The organism is Hydrogenimonas thermophila (assembly GCF_900115615.1).
Classification (GTDB): domain Bacteria; phylum Campylobacterota; class Campylobacteria; order Campylobacterales; family Hydrogenimonadaceae; genus Hydrogenimonas; species Hydrogenimonas thermophila.
This window is the reverse complement of the sequence record NZ_FOXB01000018.1, coordinates 27,327-42,792: the sequence shown is the minus strand read 5'-3', so window position 1 is coordinate 42,792 and position 15,466 is coordinate 27,327. Positions and strand designations below refer to the sequence as shown.

The following is a 15,466-nucleotide window of genomic DNA, read 5'->3' as shown; positions in this document are numbered from 1 at the left end:
CCTATCAAGTATAGCTGTAGTATTGATAAAACCGTTGATAATCAAGAGACTACAACACATTACTATATATCAAATGAGTATAATGATGCTAAAACTTTTTTAACAAAAATTCTTTGTGAATGGAGTGTTGAAACAATGCACTTTTACAAAGATACTGCATTAAATGAAGATAAATGCAAAGTCAATAAAGGTGCTTTTGCATTATCTATTCTTAGAAGCTTTGTCATCAATATTTTACATTTGAATAAAGTTGAAAATATTGGTAGAAAAATTGTTGAAACAACATATGATCTTACAGAAGCTTTAACACTTATTTGTATGACAAGAATCAAGTATGGACTTATTAAACGTGAATTCGGCTTAAGCTGCCACCGTCAATAGATTCCTTTCCGATTCATCTAATCGAATAGAAGGTTTTTTTGGCTGATAGGTATAAGCAATTAATGCACTAATCCAGTTAATCATAGCATTAATAGGACTTCTATGTCTTGTATGCTCTAGCATAGCAACATTTTTAAGTTGGTCGTTAATTGACTCAATCAAAGCTCTTTTACGAAGTAGTAGTTTATCTATTAAGGGTATTAATTTATTTTTCATATTTTTTCTAATTTTTGTAATCAGTTGGATTCCTTGCTGCCAAAGTTTTTCAAATAGCTTTTGAGAGATATATCCTTTATCACCAAATAACTTACCAGAAAGATTTTTTCATAGATGATCAATTACTTTTTCATCTTGATCACTACTATTGCCTGGAGTAAAAAAGAAAGAGAGTATTTCTCCTTTTTCATTTATGACTAGATGAAGTTTGAAACCATAAAACCATCCCATTGTTGTACGCCCTTTAGCTGCTAATCCTGCAAATACTCTGTTTTGTTTTTCTCTTTTTATATGACATACTTTGATAGTTGTTGAATCTATAAAAGAGATACCAGTTATAGGTCCCAATCGTCTTTGTTGCATAAATGCAAAAAGTGGAACCATTACTCTTGGCATTAACTCTACAAACCTTTGATATGAAACAAGAGCTGGAAAGGCTGATTTAAGACTCTTTTGAACATATCTAATATAATAGTCCTTAAATGTTCTAAATTTAGACATATGGAAAAATACCACTATTGTCATTATCTCACTCTTACTTAGGGTTGTTGACCGTCTTCTTTTTACTTTACCTTCACTCAATAGGCTTTTATGATACTCTGGCTCAAATGATTTATAAAAATCATCGATTTCTACAAAAAGTTTTGTTAAAATCATATTGCCTTCCTCTTGGTATTTGGTGTTCTTCTGAGGAAGGCTCAAGCAATTTTTATTCTTTTCTTATCCCGAACTCACGTTATTAAATGAATATTAGGGTTGGAATGGGTTATCCACTCTCTTTCTTGGCATTAACTCTTTTTCTTTTAATCTTTTTGAAATTGTCCTTCTATCTAACCCTGTCATTCTTGCAATCGCTCTTATACTGTACCCTTGTTTGTGAAGCGTATGTATCATTACAAACTCCTCATATGTAATCATCCATAGCTCCTCCAAATATTTGGAGGAAATCTATCATATTTTTTACTCTATCTTTTACAAGTGGTACATTTTTCTTTTGCGTTTGTGGTGTATTTTAGCATTGCAGATGACATTAATGCTATGATTAACTGGATTAGTGCATTAATTGCTTATACCTATCAGCCAAAAAAACCTTCTATTCGATTAGATGAATCGGAAAGGAATCTATTGGCGGTGGTGGCTTAAGCCGAACTAACGTTATTTTAGTCTATCCAGATTAAAACTTGGCAAAAGTCTTTAAACTTCACGAAGGACGCTACATAAAAGCTCTTGATGCTACAGATGAGACATTTACCTTTGATATAGGAAAGTGCAAAATAGAGTTTGATTTTTCAAAAATTTGGTATGATTAAAATAATACTCACTTACGATTTTGTTAGATAGGCAGATAGACTTTGTCAAGCATCTCTTGATATTCAGCTTTAGCGTTACTGTCTATTGTTATACCTCCGCCACTTTTGTAAACAAGACCGTTAGATCCTTGTTCAATAAAACGTATCATTACGGCACTCTCTAAATTTTTTCCATCGTAAACTCCAAATACTCCTGTAAAAAATCCTCTTTTATGGGTTTCAACTCTTTCTATAATTTCACAGGTTTTTTGTTTTGGTGTTCCTGTAATCGATCCTGCTGGAAGCATTGCATCTAAAATTTCTCCAAGGTGTTTGTGCCAATCATTTGAGAGTTTTGCTTCTATTTTTGAGCTTACTTGCAGTAAGGTTTTATCTGCAGTAACAATTTTATCTATATAACGAAACTTTTTAACACGTACATTTTTTCCTACTATACCAAGATCATTTCTTAGCAGATCTACAACCATTACATGTTCTGCCATCTCCTTCTCATTTGCCAAAATTTTCTCTTTTGCATTAGGCACTGTTGCATCTATAGTACCTTTCATTGGGTATGTAGAGATGACATTGTTTTCAATTTTAATAAAAGGCTCTGGTGAAAAACAGACAAATTTCTCTTTGCAAAGAAGCTTATAGGGTGCATTAGCCATTTCAAAAATCTCTTCAAGGCTGAAACTGCATTTAATAGGTGTAGAGAATGTAAGATTTAAAAGGTATGTATTGCCTGCTTTAATCTCTTCAATGACTTGGTCAAATGCTTTTTTATACTCTAAAAAGTCAATAGGACTACGTTGTAGTTTAGGCTTTTTTTTGAACGTACGTGATGGTTTGCTGTGTAGTGCTACTTTAAATTGTTTCAGGTTATCAAGCGATTCAGCGATGACAGTCTGTTTATCGTAAGAGATAACAAACAAAAATGGTATTCCAGCTGTCGCCAGCCGGGAGAGTTTATCCATTGGCAAGAATCAGTTTTTTTAGTGCTGCCATACGCACAGCTACGCCATTTTTAACCTGCTCTAAAACTTTACAGCGAGGATCTGCAAGCATTTCATCATCAATATCTATGTTTCTATGAACAGGTCCTGGATGTAAAAGCAAGATATCCCGTTTGCCTATTTTTTCTTTGGTGATGCAGTAATCGCTGGCATAATCTTTCAAACTTGCATAAATTGGATGAGAGTGTCTTTCTGTTTGGGTTCTCAAACTCATAATAATGTCAACTTCATCAAGCACATCATTTAGCTTTGTTGTTGAAGGGAAATCTGTTTTTGGCATAAAGTGTGGTGGTGCAACCAGTGTAATCTTCAATCCAAAACGAGGCAAAAGACGCATATTGGAATTAGCTACACGAGAGTTTTTAATATCTCCTACGATAGCTATGCGTTTACCTTCTAGTTCTCCTTTAAAGTGCCTGCGAATCGTAAATAGATCAAGCAGTGCCTGACTTGGATGAGCATGAGCTCCGTCACCTGCATTGAAAATGGCACAGTCAACATGACGGGAAATTTGGTATGGAGTTCCGCTTTGAGCGTGACGAACAATAATAGCATCCGGACCCATAGCATTTAGGTTGGCGGCAGTGTCGTAAAGAGTCTCTCCCTTTTTTGTAGAGCTTTTTGCTACATCCAAGTGAACAACATCTGCACCAAGTTTTTTTGCTGCAATTTCAAAACTACTGCGAGTTCGGGTTGAGTTTTCAAAAAAAAGTGTGATTATTAGACGGTTTTGCAGAAGTTTTGGCGGTGGTGTATCTAAATAGGACTCGGCATCGTTAAAGAGATTTTTAATCTCTTCTACAGAGAGGTCGTCAGTGGTAATGAGATGCCGCATGTTTCTCCTTTTTTGAATCGGTACGCTATTTTCTGGTGACATTATATCAGGAAAGAAGTTAACAAAAAGTTAGGTAAAATTGTAAGTAAAAAAGATCTATTTATGGATATAAAATCTATGCTTGATGAGATAAAAGCAAGAAAGAAGCTTACAAGAAATAAAGTTATTGTAGGTGAATTAGATGAAAAGGTGATTGAGTTTTTAAATATAAAAGGCGTGCCGATTCATACCAAAGAGATTTATATAAACCATAAAGGTTTATCTCATCTTGCAAGAGAGAGTAAAAAGCAAAGAGGAGCAGGGCTTAGTGAAGAGGATATTTTAAGAATACCTAATATTTTAAAAAACCCAAGTGCAGTCTTTTTTGATAATGAAAAAGATAAATTAAATTTATTATACTGTAAGCATAAAAGTAGTTGCTCTAAAATTATCAAACTTGTAATAGATACAAAATATAAAAGAAAGAAAGAGTCAATAACGCTTATAAAAACAGCAGGCTATATAGAAAATTCAAATTTAAAAAGTTATGAAGTAATATATGGAGATGTGGAGAGCCGGTAATCCCTCTCATACTGGTCGCAACCATCGGCGGCAATACCGGTGGGATAAACCCTTTCCGCCTTTCACATCTCCATATAACCGATTATAGCACACAAAACCAAACTTTTCCAATTTTTTACAAATGAATTAGTTAAAATTGTAATTAAAAAAGAGCTATTTATGGATATAAAACAGTTATAGATACAAAGTTTAAATATAAAGGGGATGAATTAACGCTTATCAAGACAGCAGGCTACATAAATGCTTCTGATTTAAAAAATCCCTTTTTTCAGTTATTTTATGGAGAGTGGAAGTTTAAATAAGAGGTGGGAAGACCGTCACCCTTCCATATCGACGACTTAAAGCCCTCGCCGGTGGCACGACGGATTATTTCCACACTCTCACCTCTTTACGAAAATTATACCACACAAAACCAAATCTTCTTACTCGTATAGACTCACTTTAGTTTTTATATAAATGTAACCTCTAAAAATTATAAGTTTTCATCAAAAATTCATTTTTTACCTTTATCATCCCACCGCTCAAAATCAGGTAAGTATTGAAAGGAGTAATTCATGAGATTAATCTACCTGACTAGTCTTATTGCCATGTTATTGCTAAGTGGGTGTGGTTCTGAGAGTAGTGCAAAGAGTGATACTACAACAAGCACTAACCTTGAATCTTACAAAATAAATGTTGATTCTGAAAATCTGGAAAATAATGAATCAAAAGATAAAGAGGATGATTCTGATGATGAAGAGTCTAAAGACAAAAAGTCCGAAGACAAAAAATCTGAAGAAAAAAACTCTTCTGAAAATATGGACAGTAACTTTGTTGAAACCAATAATGTAAACAGCAGTTATTCTAGCTCTAATGAAACTGTTTATACAAACAATACAGTAAATAGTGCAACAAATGTAAGTAGTGAGCCTGTTGTCAATACAAGTAGCAGCAGTAGCTCAAGTAATACAAATACAGTTACAACTGTGAACACCAGTACAACTACAAATACCAGTAGTGCAACTGTACAGACAAATACAGGCAATATGACTATTTCCATTCAGAGAAATACATTAAGAAATCTCATACTCTCTGTAAAAAGAGTATCTCAAAGCAGCTGTTCAAATGCGAGAGTATTCTCTTTGTATCCTCCGATGAACAGTGTTAAAGTCAGGGTGTTTGATCATGGAACTTTAAAGCCGGTTGATCATTCAAGCTTTAGCGTATCTATTGAGCAGTTGTCTAACAGATCCAACTCTTCTCATATGAGTATGGGTGGAATGAGAAAAGAGTTTAGTGGAGATTGTTTGCCTGTGACTTTTAAAGACAGTACGGAGATTTACCCTGCCTTTAAAATTACAGCAACAGATGGCAGTACTACTCTAGAACATCCAATAACTCTATATAAAAGTGATGAGAGAAACTGTAAAGTTTGTCATGCTTCAAACAGTTTTGAAAATGCAAGACCATCAAAAGGTTGGGCTAATCTTGCAGATGCAGAGAGTGATTTTAAAATCAATATCTTGAGATTGCACGATCAAAAGCATCCAAATGCAGTTAGAAACAATATTGGAAATTTAACTAATTATGATTCAGCAGGCTTAGAAGCATCTGCTAGAAACACTACTGTTCGATGTACAGACTGTCATAAAGTAAATGCTGTTTCAGGTAGTGGTATTAAAGGTATTCCTGTTCTTACAAATGCTCTTCACGCAGTTCATACAGAAATAGTTGACCCTTACAAAGTCAATATGAGAAGCTGCATAACCTGTCATCCAGGATTTAATATAACTCCAAGATTTGGAAGCCAAATTATGCACTCAAGAGGTAAAAAGTGGATTGACGATCATGACAAATTTGCAGAAGATGGAGGAGCAAAAGATTGCAAGCTCTGCCACGGATATGATTATCAAGGAACTAAGATGTCTAAAACGCAGTCATCTCTATCTTTTGGAATCGTAAGTTATAGAGCAGGTGAACAAGTAAGCTGTTTTGATTGTCATACAAATACAAAATGGGATCTAAAACCAGGTATTGATGACTAAGAGATTATTTGGGGAGGATGAAACTATGATCGATAAAAAAGATGCTGTTCAAAAACTTTTTACTGCAAAAAGTTCAAGAGTAGATACAAATAAAGGTGATACTTACTACCAAAAACTTTATGAACAGTGTAAACAAAGAATAGAAAATCTCAAAAACATAGAGCCGTTTGGCGGTAATAAAGCTCAACTGCAAGATGTCTTGTCTGCAGAGGGGTGTGATCGGCGCGATTTTTTGAAATGGGTAAGCGCAACAACAGCAATGCTTATGTTGCCTAGCTTTTTTGAACCTTTGGTAGCAGAAGCTGCTGAAGTTATGAACCGTGTACCTGTTATCTGGATAGAGTTGCAAGATTGTGCTGGAAACAGCGAAGCTTTGCTTAGAAGTGAAAAACCAAAAGTGGATGAGATTATTTTAGAGATTATCAGTTTGGAGTTTCACGAAACTTTAATGGCAGCAGCCGGACATCAGGCTGAAGCACAGATGCAAGATGCTATCAATACATTTAAAGGAAGGTATCTTCTGTTTGTTGAAGGTTCAATTCCTACGGCAATTGGCGGGTATTATGGAACGATTGGAGCTAGTGGAGAGACATTTGAAGAGCATTTGAAACGCTTATCTGCTGATGCTGCGGCAGTTGTTGCTGTCGGAAGCTGTGCAACATTTGGCGGAGTCCCTGCAGCAGCACCAAATCCAACCGGAGCAAAAGGGGTAATGGATATTGTCTCAGGCAAGCCTATTATCAATATTCCGGCATGTCCTGCAAACCCTGCAAATATGGTTGGAGTGATTTTACACTATGTTCTAACAGGAGAGCTTCCTGAACTAGACTCTCTTCTTCGACCTAAGTTTGCATTTGGATATCGCATACATGACACTTGTGAGCGACGTGTTCACTTTGATGCAGGTGAGTTTGTAGAAGAGTGGGGAGATGCAGGAGCAAAAAACAACTTCTGTCTCTATAAAATGGGTTGTAAAGGACCAATGACTTTCAATAACTGTGGAATTGTACGCTACAACGACGGTGTTAACTGGCCAATAGGTGCAGGTCGTGGATGTATTGGATGTTCAGAGCCTGACTTTTGGGACAAATATGCGTTTGAGAGACCTATAGATGATACAACTATAGTAGTTGCATCAAACAGTATTGACACAAAAATAGATAGATCAAGTTTTGGAGTAGTCGCTGCAACTGAAATAGGTGCCGGTATTTATGCTGCTGCAACGGCATTGGAAAAAAAGAGAGCTGATAAGGGGGAAGCGTAATGGCTAAACATATAGTAATAGATCCAATAACAAGAATAGAAGGACACCTTCGCATAGAAGCTGTCATTGACGATAACAATACAATTGTTGATGCCTTCAGCTCATCTACAATGTTTCGAGGAATAGAGACAATTCTTAAAGGGCGTGACCCTAGAGATTGCGGTCTTTTAGCTATGCGTATCTGTGGGGTTTGTACTGTTACTCACTATCAGCGCAGTATAGAGGCTGTTGAGCATGCATTTGGAATTACAATTCCAAAAAATGCACGTATTGTCAGAAACCTTATGCAGGGTGCACTATTTTTGCATGACCATCTTGTTCACTTTTATCATTTGCATTCACTTGATTGGATTGACATTACATCTGCTTTAAATGCTGATCCTCAAAAAGCTGCAGCAGAGGCTAAAAAGTGGGCATCTGTTTTAGGAGAGACACCTTGGACAGATTCAGCTACTGAGTTTGCCAATGTTCAAGAGCGTGTAAGGACATTTGTAAATCAGGGACGACTGGGAATTTTCGGAAATGGATACTGGGGAAATAAAAGCTATAAATTAACTCCAGAACAGAACCTAATAGGCATTACACACTATCTTCAAGCACTTGATTTACAGCGTAATGTCTCAAAAATGATAGCAATATTTGGAGGAAAAGATCCGCATCCTCAAAGCATTGTTGTAGGTGGTGTTACTTGTGTTGATGATATTAAAAGTTCGGCACGAAGAGCGTTATTTAAAGACTTGCATCTGGAGTTTAGAAGGTTCATTAAGCAGGCATATTTACCTGATATTTATATGATAAGCTCGGCATATGCTGATGAAGCTCGTGCTGGAGTTGGAGCAGGGTTGAAAAACTTTCTTGTTTATGGTGGATTTAGACTAGATGATAACCCTATGTACAATGGAGAGATGCTTTTCCCTGGCGGGTTGGTGTTGAATGGTGATCTCTCAAGTGCGATCGATTTTGATCCATCAAAAGTGACTGAAGATGTTACTCACGCTTGGTATAGTGGAAGTAGTAATCTTCACCCGTATGATGGAGTGACTGAACCAAACTATACAGGTTTTGGGCGCAAAGAGAATGGAATAGCTTATCTTGATACGGCAGGCAAATACAGTTGGATCAAATCGCCACTTTATGATGATACTCGTGTTGAGGTAGGACCGCTTGCACGAATGGCTGTTGGAATGGCAAGAGGAGATGCTCTCATTAGTGACTATGTAACGAAATTTCTTACAAATTCTGGCTTGCCTACTGAAGCACTATTCTCTTCTGTAGGACGTACGGCAGCACGTGCAATAGAGACAGAGTTATTGGCAGATGTTATGGTTGATTGGATCGATGAGCTTTCAGCAAATGTAGCATCTGGAGATATTAAAACAACTACACCGTTTGATTTTAATAGAGTTAGCCAAAATGCCAGAGGGTATGGCATAGAAGAGGCACCTCGCGGTGCATTGGGGCATTGGGTTAGAATTCAAAACGGTAAAGTTGCTAACTATCAGGCAGTTGTTCCATCTACATGGAATGCAGCTCCGCGTGACTACAAAGAGAGAAAAGGGGCTTATGAAGAGAGTCTCATAGGTTTAAAAGTTTCAGATCCAGATCAGCCGCTTGAGATTCTTAGAACTGTTCATAGTTTTGACCCTTGTATTGCTTGTGCTGTACATATTGTCGATACAAAAGGAAAAGAGCTGGGAGTATATAAAGTAAATACAAGCTGCTCAATATAAAGGAAGAAGTATGAAGAAAAAGACAATAGTCATTGGCATAGGGAATATACTTTTTAAAGATGAAGGTGTTGGAATTTATGCAGCAAAATATTTGAAAGAGAATTATGACTTCTCAACCACCGTCGATATCATCGACGGTGGAACGCTTGGGTTTAAACTGATGACATACTACCAAAGTTATGATAAAGTCATAATACTCGATACTGTCTCCATTAAAGATGAAGCAGGTTCTGTATACAACCTTCCTTCAGATGCCTTGATGGGTCTTGGCAGCTATCATCAGACAGCACATGAAGTTGAAGTTGTTGAAATGCTTGAAATCTGTTCAATGCTTGAATCTATGGCAGAGGTAAATGTCATAGGCATTGTTCCTAAAGATATAGAGAGTGTTGAGATAGATATGACAAATGAGATTAAAGAGAAATTTTATGGGTTTATTGAAGCTGTGCTAAAAGAACTTGAGAGTGTAGGAATTGAAGCTACTAAAAAAAGATCAGGTAAAAAACTAGAAGATATTATTTACGAATACGGCTCTCCTACTGCCGCTACTGCATAGAGGTATAAAGGGCTTGTTTCAACAGTACGCGCCTAAGGAGTAGGAGTGGGAAAAAAGAGACGTCGTACTGCTGAAACAAACCGCCCGAAGGCGGTTTTGGAAAGATAGATTAGAGTTTTGCGCTGAATTTGTAGTCGAGTTGTACCCAGTATTTTGTAGTATCAGTATATCCACCATTCGCATCTGCATCAAACCAAGCACCTTTAAGAAGTAAGCCAAGGTTCTTGTTAATTTTAAAGTTATATGCAGCATCAATTTCTGTACCGTAATCAGTACTTCCTGCATCACTTTCAAATTTATGATAAACAGTTACAAGTTTACCAAATTTACCTGCATTATATGCTAGTTTAACACTTGCATCTGTTAAACCTGACAGATTGTCTTTAGTACCAGTAGCAAATACATCAGCCCAACCATTCATAGCATGTAGTGTTGCAAGAGGAGTATAAAATTCTCTTTGTCCATCTCCTGATGCTTCTCCTAAAACTTCATAAGCGGCACCTACTGTAAAACCACTCATTGTAGCACTCAATCCTAATTTATAATAATCAGCATCTTGTTTTGTATACATTGTTAAAGTACCTGGTACTAAAGGTTCATTACTATCATCTAAAGTAGGATCATTTTGTTTTGCATATTCTGCTTCATAAGCGAGTTTTACACTACCAGCATTAATTTTTCCTGTTGCACGAATACCAATATGATCAGCAAAGTTTTGAATCATATAATCATAAGCAGTAAGTGTTAATGCTGGCATAGCTTTATATGTAGCATGCAAAAGAACAGTTCCTGTAGATAATTTATTACTAGTTAGACTATCACCATCAGTATTAAAAATACGGTTAACTTGAGTTACATATGCTGCAAGCACACTTAGCTTATCATAGTTATAGATTCCTGCTGCCAAATCATAAGTTTGTGGCATTTGTCTCCAGCCAACATTACCAATGAAGCGAGCATTGTCAAGGACAACCATTTTACGACCAAGGATTCCAACAAATCCATTTTTAGCATAAGATATATTTGCTTGAGTAACACGAGCTTGTGTTCCATCAAGAACTTTTGGATAAGCAGTATTTTCTGGATCATAATCAGTAACTAGACCAAAGTTATCAACACTCATACCTTGAATTTGGGCATTTAAACCATTTACCCCGAATAGTCCGAATTGAGCGCCAAGAGCTGTTCTTATAGTAAATGCTTTAGCATCATTTGCTGTACTTGCATCTACATACTCATATCTTGGGCGAAGCTCAAGATCAAGTTTTGGATTGCTAAGAATACTGTCAAGTGCACCTGCATTAGCACCAGTTGTAGCTGCAGCTGCTGCGATAGCCGCGACAAGACTCATTTTGATTTTTTTCATACTTACTCCCTTGTATGTTTGGATTAACCGTTCCGGTCAGTTTTACATAAGGTTTATATGTAAAACTGACCGGAACACCTATTTTTTGGTATTTTTTCATTTTATTGACAAAAAGATTGTCAATAAATATGATTAATGAATTAAACTTTGGTTATGATATCAAATCTTTTCTTAAACGAAAGATATAATTTTAAATAAACAATTTAATTATACAAAAACATTTTCATTACTATATTTGGAGTAATTTGATAGAATATTTAACTGATAAATAAAGAGGGGAGAGATAGATTTGAAACACTATATTAAAAAGATTTCTACTTATGCAATGGTTGGTTCGTTTGGTGCTATTGCAATGATTGCTTTTAGTGGGTGTGATCAAAAGCAATCAGAAGGACAAAGTGATGCTTTTACACAGGCAAGTCAAAAACAGGGTGCTTTTGTTGTTATAGATGAGGTAGCTCCTAATAAATATAAGATAGCAGAGGAGTATCCTGCCGATACAACTCGTGTTATATTGCGTAAGCTTGACGGTACTGAAAAGATTTTAACTAAAGAGGAGCTTGATGCTTTAGTGGCAGAAGAGGCTAAACGCATAGACAGCGGTGAATCTGCACTTACACAGCCTCAGATGAGCAGTGGAGGATTGGGGCTTGGAGAAGCACTGCTTGCTTCAGCTGCAGGTGCTATCATCGGAAGCTGGATAGGAAACAAACTTTTTAACAATCCAAACTATCAGCAAAATCGTCAGCGCAGTTACAAGTCTCCTACAGCATATCAGCGTAGTGTAAACAGTTTCAATAAAGTAAAACAGAGTAGCACTGCTACAAAAAGTCGCTCAACACGGTCTGGATTTTTTGGAAGCAGCAAAACAGGATCAAAATCTACATTTGGGAGCATAGGCGGATGAGCAGTGTAACTCTTAAAAAGCTTGACCCTCTTACCCCAGAATTTCTTGAGTCAATTGGTTTTCATTGGCATACAGACAAAGATGAGTCACCTTATATTGCTGATGAAGTTGTAGTTGTCAGTGAAGAAGAAGCTGAAAGCTATTATGAAGCAGTTAATGAGCTTTACGATATGTTTGTTGAAGCTGGGGATTATGTAGTAGAGAATAATCTGTTTCACGAAATAGGCATACCTTTCAACCTTGTAGATGCTGTAAAAAAGAGTTGGGAAAATGATGTTCACTGGCATATTTATGGGCGATTTGACTTAGCTGGAGGAGTAGGAGGTGCTCCTATTAAACTGTTGGAGTTTAATGCTGATACTCCGACTGCACTCTTTGAGACGGCTATTGTGCAGTGGGCTATGCTAAAAGCAAACGGGCTTGATGAAGCTGCACAATTTAATAATGTATATGAAGCAATTCGAGATAACTTTAATCGTCTAATAGTTCTAGATGGTGATTTAGCTGATTTTGAGCAGTACTATGAAGGTTGGAAAATTCTTTTCAGTGCTATTCGTGGAAATATTGAAGATGAAAATACAACCAAACTGCTTCAAAAGATGGCTGATGATGCAGGTTTTCATACGGCATTTAGCTTTGTTGATGAGGTAGAGTTTTCATATGAGGATGGCATCTTTTATAAAGATGAGCAGTATGAGTATTGGTTTAAGCTTATTCCGTGGGAGATGATCGCTATTGAAGAGAGTGATTTGGCAAGAATCTTAACAAATATTATGGAGAATCAGAAGGCAATTATACTCAATCCTGCATATACATTAATGTTTCAGTCAAAAGCTATTATGAAAATCTTGTGGGACCTTTACCCAAATCATCCTCTGCTTTTAGAGACTTCGTTTGAACCAATTGGCAAAAAACAGGTACAAAAGCCGTTTTTGGGTCGTGAAGGCGGCAGTGTAAAGATTTTGGATGCAAATGGAAATCTCTTAACATCTGCTCAGGATGATTATGGTGATCAGCCAACTATTTATCAGGAGTTTGTTGAGTTACCAAAAGATTCAAACGGCAGAAACTATCAGGCAGGTGTTTTCTTTGCATATGAAGGGTGTGGTCTTGGTTTCAGACGAGGTGGAGAGATTTTAGATAATATGAGCAAATTTGTAAGCCATATCATTGAATAGGAGATATATTGAAACAAAAGATTCTCCTCTTAGAGGATGACCGTGCTCTTGGTGAGACATTGGAAGAGCTTCTGCGAGAAGATGGCTATGATGTAGATTGGGTCATTGATGGTGCAGAAGCTGCCGATAAAACTTTTGAACAAAAGTATGATCTCTATATTTTTGATATTAATGTTCCTGAAATTGATGGTTTTGATTTGTTAGAGAGTTTGCGAAATGCTAAAGATGATACTCCTACTATCTTTATAAGTGCTTTGGTTGATCTTAAAACTATTGCCAAAGGGTTTGAACTTGGGGCTGATGATTACATTAAAAAGCCTTTTTTTCCAGAGGAGTTGTTGATTCGTGTAAATGCCAAACTTTCTAAAGCTTCATCTGTTATCAAATGTGGAGATGTTGAGTTTGACCCTGCAAGCGGAACTTTGAAAAGAGATGGTCATATTGTTCCATTAGGTGAAGTTCAGCTCTCACTTTTGAACCATTTTTTAAACAATATAGGGCAGGTAATAGATAAAACTGTTTTAATGGATTGTTTGGAGCATCCAAGCTCCACAGCATTGCGTGTTGCAATAAACAAGCTAAAAGAGAAAACGGGGCTGGAGTTTAAAAATATCCGCGGTGTGGGGTACGTCCTTGAGGCGTGTTGAGAAGGAGTCTTTTTTAAAGAGTTTTTTACTCTTTTTAAGCTCATTAACTCTGTTGATGGCAACTCTTTTTTACAATCTCTACACAAGAGAGCAGATAAATCTCGATAACAGAATCTTTTCTCAAATGCGTCTTTGCAGTTTCGATCTTAAATGTAAAGATTTAGAAATAGATTTTGCCGATGCTAAAAAGAGTGAACTTTATGTTTTAAAAAAAGATGACAAAGCTCTTTTTGCCTACTTCCCTATTCCTGGAAGTAGTCAGTATGTTTTGCAGATCAGTTATTTGAGTGAAAAGTATAGAGAGGATTTGGCAAAGATTCAAAAAGAGCTTCTTTTTGAGTTTTTTGCTATTTTTATTGTGCTTATACTCCTTTCTGTACTATTCTCTTTTTATGCGCTTCACCCTTTAAGAGAGGCTTTAAAGCTTACTGAAGAGTTTATAAGAGATATTTTGCACGACTTTAATACACCTTTGTCCATAGTCAGACTAAATGTAAGGATGCTTAAAAAAGATTGTCCACAAAGTACAAAGATTGATAGGATAGAACAAGCGGTTGAGACACTTTTGCGCCTTCAAAATAATCTTAGAAGCTACATTGGCGGACATGAGTTACAAAAAGAGGTTTTCTCTTTAGATGAGCTGCTTAAAGAGCGTGTTCAACTTATTGAAAGAGCTTTTAGCCACTTAAAATTTGATTTGCAGATATCACCGCTAAAGATAGTTGCAAACAAAGATGCAATGATACGCATTATTGATAATATTTTAAGTAACGCTGCCAAATACAATAAAAAAGATGGAAGTATAACGGTAAAACTTATTCCAGATCTTGATAAGCTTATTATAGAAGATACAGGTATTGGTATTGAATATCCACATAAAGTATTTGAGCGTTTTTATAAAGAGAATGATCGAGGTATTGGGATCGGATTGCATATTGTAAAAAAATTGTGTGATGAGATGAATATTGATATTGAGCTTAAAAGTAAAAAGGACGAGGGGACTACAGTAACACTCTTTCTAGACAAAGTAACGTTTAGCTAACAATTTTACGTCTTAATTATATATAAATATTTAAAGAAGGAGGATACATGTGAAGGGTATCGGGAAAATTATAACGATGCTTTTTCTTGTCTCTGTGGCAATATTTGTTGTAAAGAGTAAAGCTGAAGAGAGTTCTATTGATGTTCAGATTGAGCAAATAAAGAATGCTGATCCATTAAAACGTAGGGAGTTAATGAATAAATTTAAAGAGCAGTTAGCTACAATGAATAGAAAAGAAAGGGTAGAAGCGTTACGTAAACTTCTTGGAAAGATGCAGGTTAAAAATAGAGAAAATGTAGTAAATCAACTTATTGATACATCTTTAAATAATACAAGTACTATAAACAGACAAACAGAAACTACAAACCCTGTACATCGTATGCCACGACAACCTATGGGTAGTGGAAATATGCAAATGGGACATCAGCATCGTTAGATAACACAAGAAGGGATT

At 36.2% G+C, this 15,466-nt stretch carries 15 protein-coding genes and 3 pseudogenes; 13 read left to right on the top strand and 5 right to left on the bottom strand.

All coding sequences use genetic code 11. The features are described 5' to 3' along the window. Positions 1 to 381: pseudogene (locus BM227_RS12745) on the top strand (hypothetical protein); the annotation flags it as partial. Here the strand turns inward: BM227_RS12745 and BM227_RS07090 are convergent. Both BM227_RS07090 and BM227_RS07085 read right to left on the bottom strand, forming a co-directional pair. Continuing rightward, positions 361 to 1,254: pseudogene (locus tag BM227_RS07090) on the bottom strand (IS982 family transposase). The pseudogenes BM227_RS12745 and BM227_RS07090 overlap by 21 nt on opposite strands. A 93-nt stretch (positions 1,255 to 1,347) precedes the next feature. After that, entirely contained in the window at positions 1,348 to 1,515 is a 168-nt protein-coding gene (locus BM227_RS07085) for a helix-turn-helix domain-containing protein (RefSeq protein WP_092912499.1), read from the bottom strand. A gap of 111 nt (positions 1,516 to 1,626) precedes the next feature. On the opposite strand from BM227_RS07085, the pseudogene BM227_RS13345 reads away from it, so the two are divergent. After that, a pseudogene (locus BM227_RS13345) lies at positions 1,627 to 1,740 on the top strand (IS982 family transposase); the annotation flags it as partial. 38 nt (positions 1,741 to 1,778) lie between these two features. Then, positions 1,779 to 1,907 (top strand): hypothetical protein, encoded by a 129-nt coding sequence (locus BM227_RS13185; RefSeq protein WP_281244310.1) that lies wholly within the window; start codon positions 1,779 to 1,781, stop codon positions 1,905 to 1,907. A 23-nt stretch (positions 1,908 to 1,930) separates the two neighbouring features. Here BM227_RS13185 and BM227_RS07080 read toward each other — a convergent pair whose 3' ends face one another. Then, positions 1,931 to 2,863: an aminodeoxychorismate synthase component I gene (locus tag BM227_RS07080; RefSeq protein ID WP_092912497.1), complete on the bottom strand. Its 933-nt coding sequence runs from the start codon at positions 2,861 to 2,863 to the stop codon at positions 1,931 to 1,933. Then, positions 2,856 to 3,737: an aspartate carbamoyltransferase catalytic subunit gene (locus tag BM227_RS07075; RefSeq protein WP_092912495.1), complete on the bottom strand. Its 882-nt coding sequence runs from the start codon at positions 3,735 to 3,737 to the stop codon at positions 2,856 to 2,858. Before BM227_RS07075 ends, BM227_RS07080 begins: the two co-directional genes overlap by 8 nt. A gap of 102 nt (positions 3,738 to 3,839) precedes the next feature. Between BM227_RS07075 and BM227_RS07070 the strand changes: the two genes are divergently transcribed. The 5 genes from BM227_RS07070 to BM227_RS07050 all read left to right on the top strand — a co-directional run bounded on the left by BM227_RS07070 (position 3,840) and on the right by BM227_RS07050 (position 9,872). Continuing rightward, positions 3,840 to 4,298, top strand: coding sequence for a PBECR3 domain-containing polyvalent protein (locus tag BM227_RS07070; protein WP_092912494.1), 459 nt, complete (start codon positions 3,840 to 3,842; stop codon positions 4,296 to 4,298). Between the two features lie 554 nt (positions 4,299 to 4,852). Then, positions 4,853 to 6,322 (top strand): multiheme c-type cytochrome, encoded by a 1,470-nt coding sequence (locus BM227_RS07065; protein WP_092912492.1) that lies wholly within the window; start codon positions 4,853 to 4,855, stop codon positions 6,320 to 6,322. Positions 6,323 to 6,347: 25 nt separating this feature from the next. Then, positions 6,348 to 7,586 (top strand): hydrogenase small subunit, encoded by a 1,239-nt coding sequence (locus BM227_RS07060; RefSeq protein ID WP_092912491.1) that lies wholly within the window; start codon positions 6,348 to 6,350, stop codon positions 7,584 to 7,586. After that, a complete protein-coding gene (locus tag BM227_RS07055) occupies positions 7,586 to 9,316 on the top strand; it encodes a nickel-dependent hydrogenase large subunit (protein WP_092912489.1) in 1,731 nt (576 codons plus the stop codon). The genes BM227_RS07060 and BM227_RS07055 overlap by 1 nt, the downstream gene beginning before the upstream one ends. A gap of 10 nt (positions 9,317 to 9,326) precedes the next feature. Further along, positions 9,327 to 9,872: a HyaD/HybD family hydrogenase maturation endopeptidase gene (locus tag BM227_RS07050; RefSeq protein ID WP_092912487.1), complete on the top strand. Its 546-nt coding sequence runs from the start codon at positions 9,327 to 9,329 to the stop codon at positions 9,870 to 9,872. A 109-nt stretch (positions 9,873 to 9,981) separates the two neighbouring features. Here the strand turns inward: BM227_RS07050 and BM227_RS07045 are convergent, their stop codons facing one another. Continuing rightward, the gene (locus BM227_RS07045; RefSeq protein WP_092912485.1) at positions 9,982 to 11,238 is read right to left on the bottom strand and encodes a hypothetical protein; all 1,257 of its coding nucleotides are present in this window, start codon (positions 11,236 to 11,238) and stop codon (positions 9,982 to 9,984) included. Positions 11,239 to 11,527: 289 nt separating this feature from the next. On the opposite strand from BM227_RS07045, the gene BM227_RS07040 reads away from it, so the two are divergent. The 5 genes from BM227_RS07040 to BM227_RS07020 are packed head-to-tail and all read left to right on the top strand — an operon-like array spanning position 11,528 to position 15,448. Next, a complete protein-coding gene (locus BM227_RS07040) occupies positions 11,528 to 12,145 on the top strand; it encodes a UPF0323 family lipoprotein (protein WP_092912483.1) in 618 nt (205 codons plus the stop codon). Continuing rightward, complete coding sequence (locus BM227_RS07035; protein ID WP_092912482.1) at positions 12,142 to 13,323, top strand: glutathionylspermidine synthase family protein; 1,182 nt, start codon at positions 12,142 to 12,144, stop codon at positions 13,321 to 13,323. The genes BM227_RS07040 and BM227_RS07035 overlap by 4 nt, the downstream gene beginning before the upstream one ends. 8 nt (positions 13,324 to 13,331) lie before the next feature. Beyond that, positions 13,332 to 13,970 (top strand): response regulator transcription factor, encoded by a 639-nt coding sequence (locus tag BM227_RS07030; RefSeq protein ID WP_092912480.1) that lies wholly within the window; start codon positions 13,332 to 13,334, stop codon positions 13,968 to 13,970. After that, positions 13,957 to 15,012 carry a sensor histidine kinase gene (locus tag BM227_RS07025; protein WP_092912478.1) on the top strand — a complete coding sequence of 352 codons (1,056 nt, stop codon included), beginning with the start codon at positions 13,957 to 13,959 and terminating at the stop codon, positions 15,010 to 15,012. The genes BM227_RS07030 and BM227_RS07025 overlap by 14 nt, the downstream gene beginning before the upstream one ends. A 49-nt stretch (positions 15,013 to 15,061) precedes the next feature. Beyond that, positions 15,062 to 15,448, top strand: coding sequence for a hypothetical protein (locus BM227_RS07020; RefSeq protein WP_092912476.1), 387 nt, complete (start codon positions 15,062 to 15,064; stop codon positions 15,446 to 15,448). Positions 15,449 to 15,466: the final 18 nt, after the last annotated feature.

Coding starts and splice junctions, on each gene's coding strand:
- BM227_RS07085 (WP_092912499.1), bottom strand. CDS start 1,515: ATGATTACATATGAGGAGTTTGTAATGATACATACGCTTCACAAACAA.
- BM227_RS07080 (WP_092912497.1), bottom strand. CDS start 2,863: ATGGATAAACTCTCCCGGCTGGCGACAGCTGGAATACCATTTTTGTTT.
- BM227_RS07075 (WP_092912495.1), bottom strand. CDS start 3,737: ATGCGGCATCTCATTACCACTGACGACCTCTCTGTAGAAGAGATTAAA.
- BM227_RS07070 (WP_092912494.1), top strand. CDS start 3,840: ATGGATATAAAATCTATGCTTGATGAGATAAAAGCAAGAAAGAAGCTT.
- BM227_RS07065 (WP_092912492.1), top strand. CDS start 4,853: ATGAGATTAATCTACCTGACTAGTCTTATTGCCATGTTATTGCTAAGT.
- BM227_RS07060 (WP_092912491.1), top strand. CDS start 6,348: ATGATCGATAAAAAAGATGCTGTTCAAAAACTTTTTACTGCAAAAAGT.
- BM227_RS07055 (WP_092912489.1), top strand. CDS start 7,586: ATGGCTAAACATATAGTAATAGATCCAATAACAAGAATAGAAGGACAC.
- BM227_RS07050 (WP_092912487.1), top strand. CDS start 9,327: ATGAAGAAAAAGACAATAGTCATTGGCATAGGGAATATACTTTTTAAA.
- BM227_RS07045 (WP_092912485.1), bottom strand. CDS start 11,238: ATGAAAAAAATCAAAATGAGTCTTGTCGCGGCTATCGCAGCAGCTGCA.
- BM227_RS07035 (WP_092912482.1), top strand. CDS start 12,142: ATGAGCAGTGTAACTCTTAAAAAGCTTGACCCTCTTACCCCAGAATTT.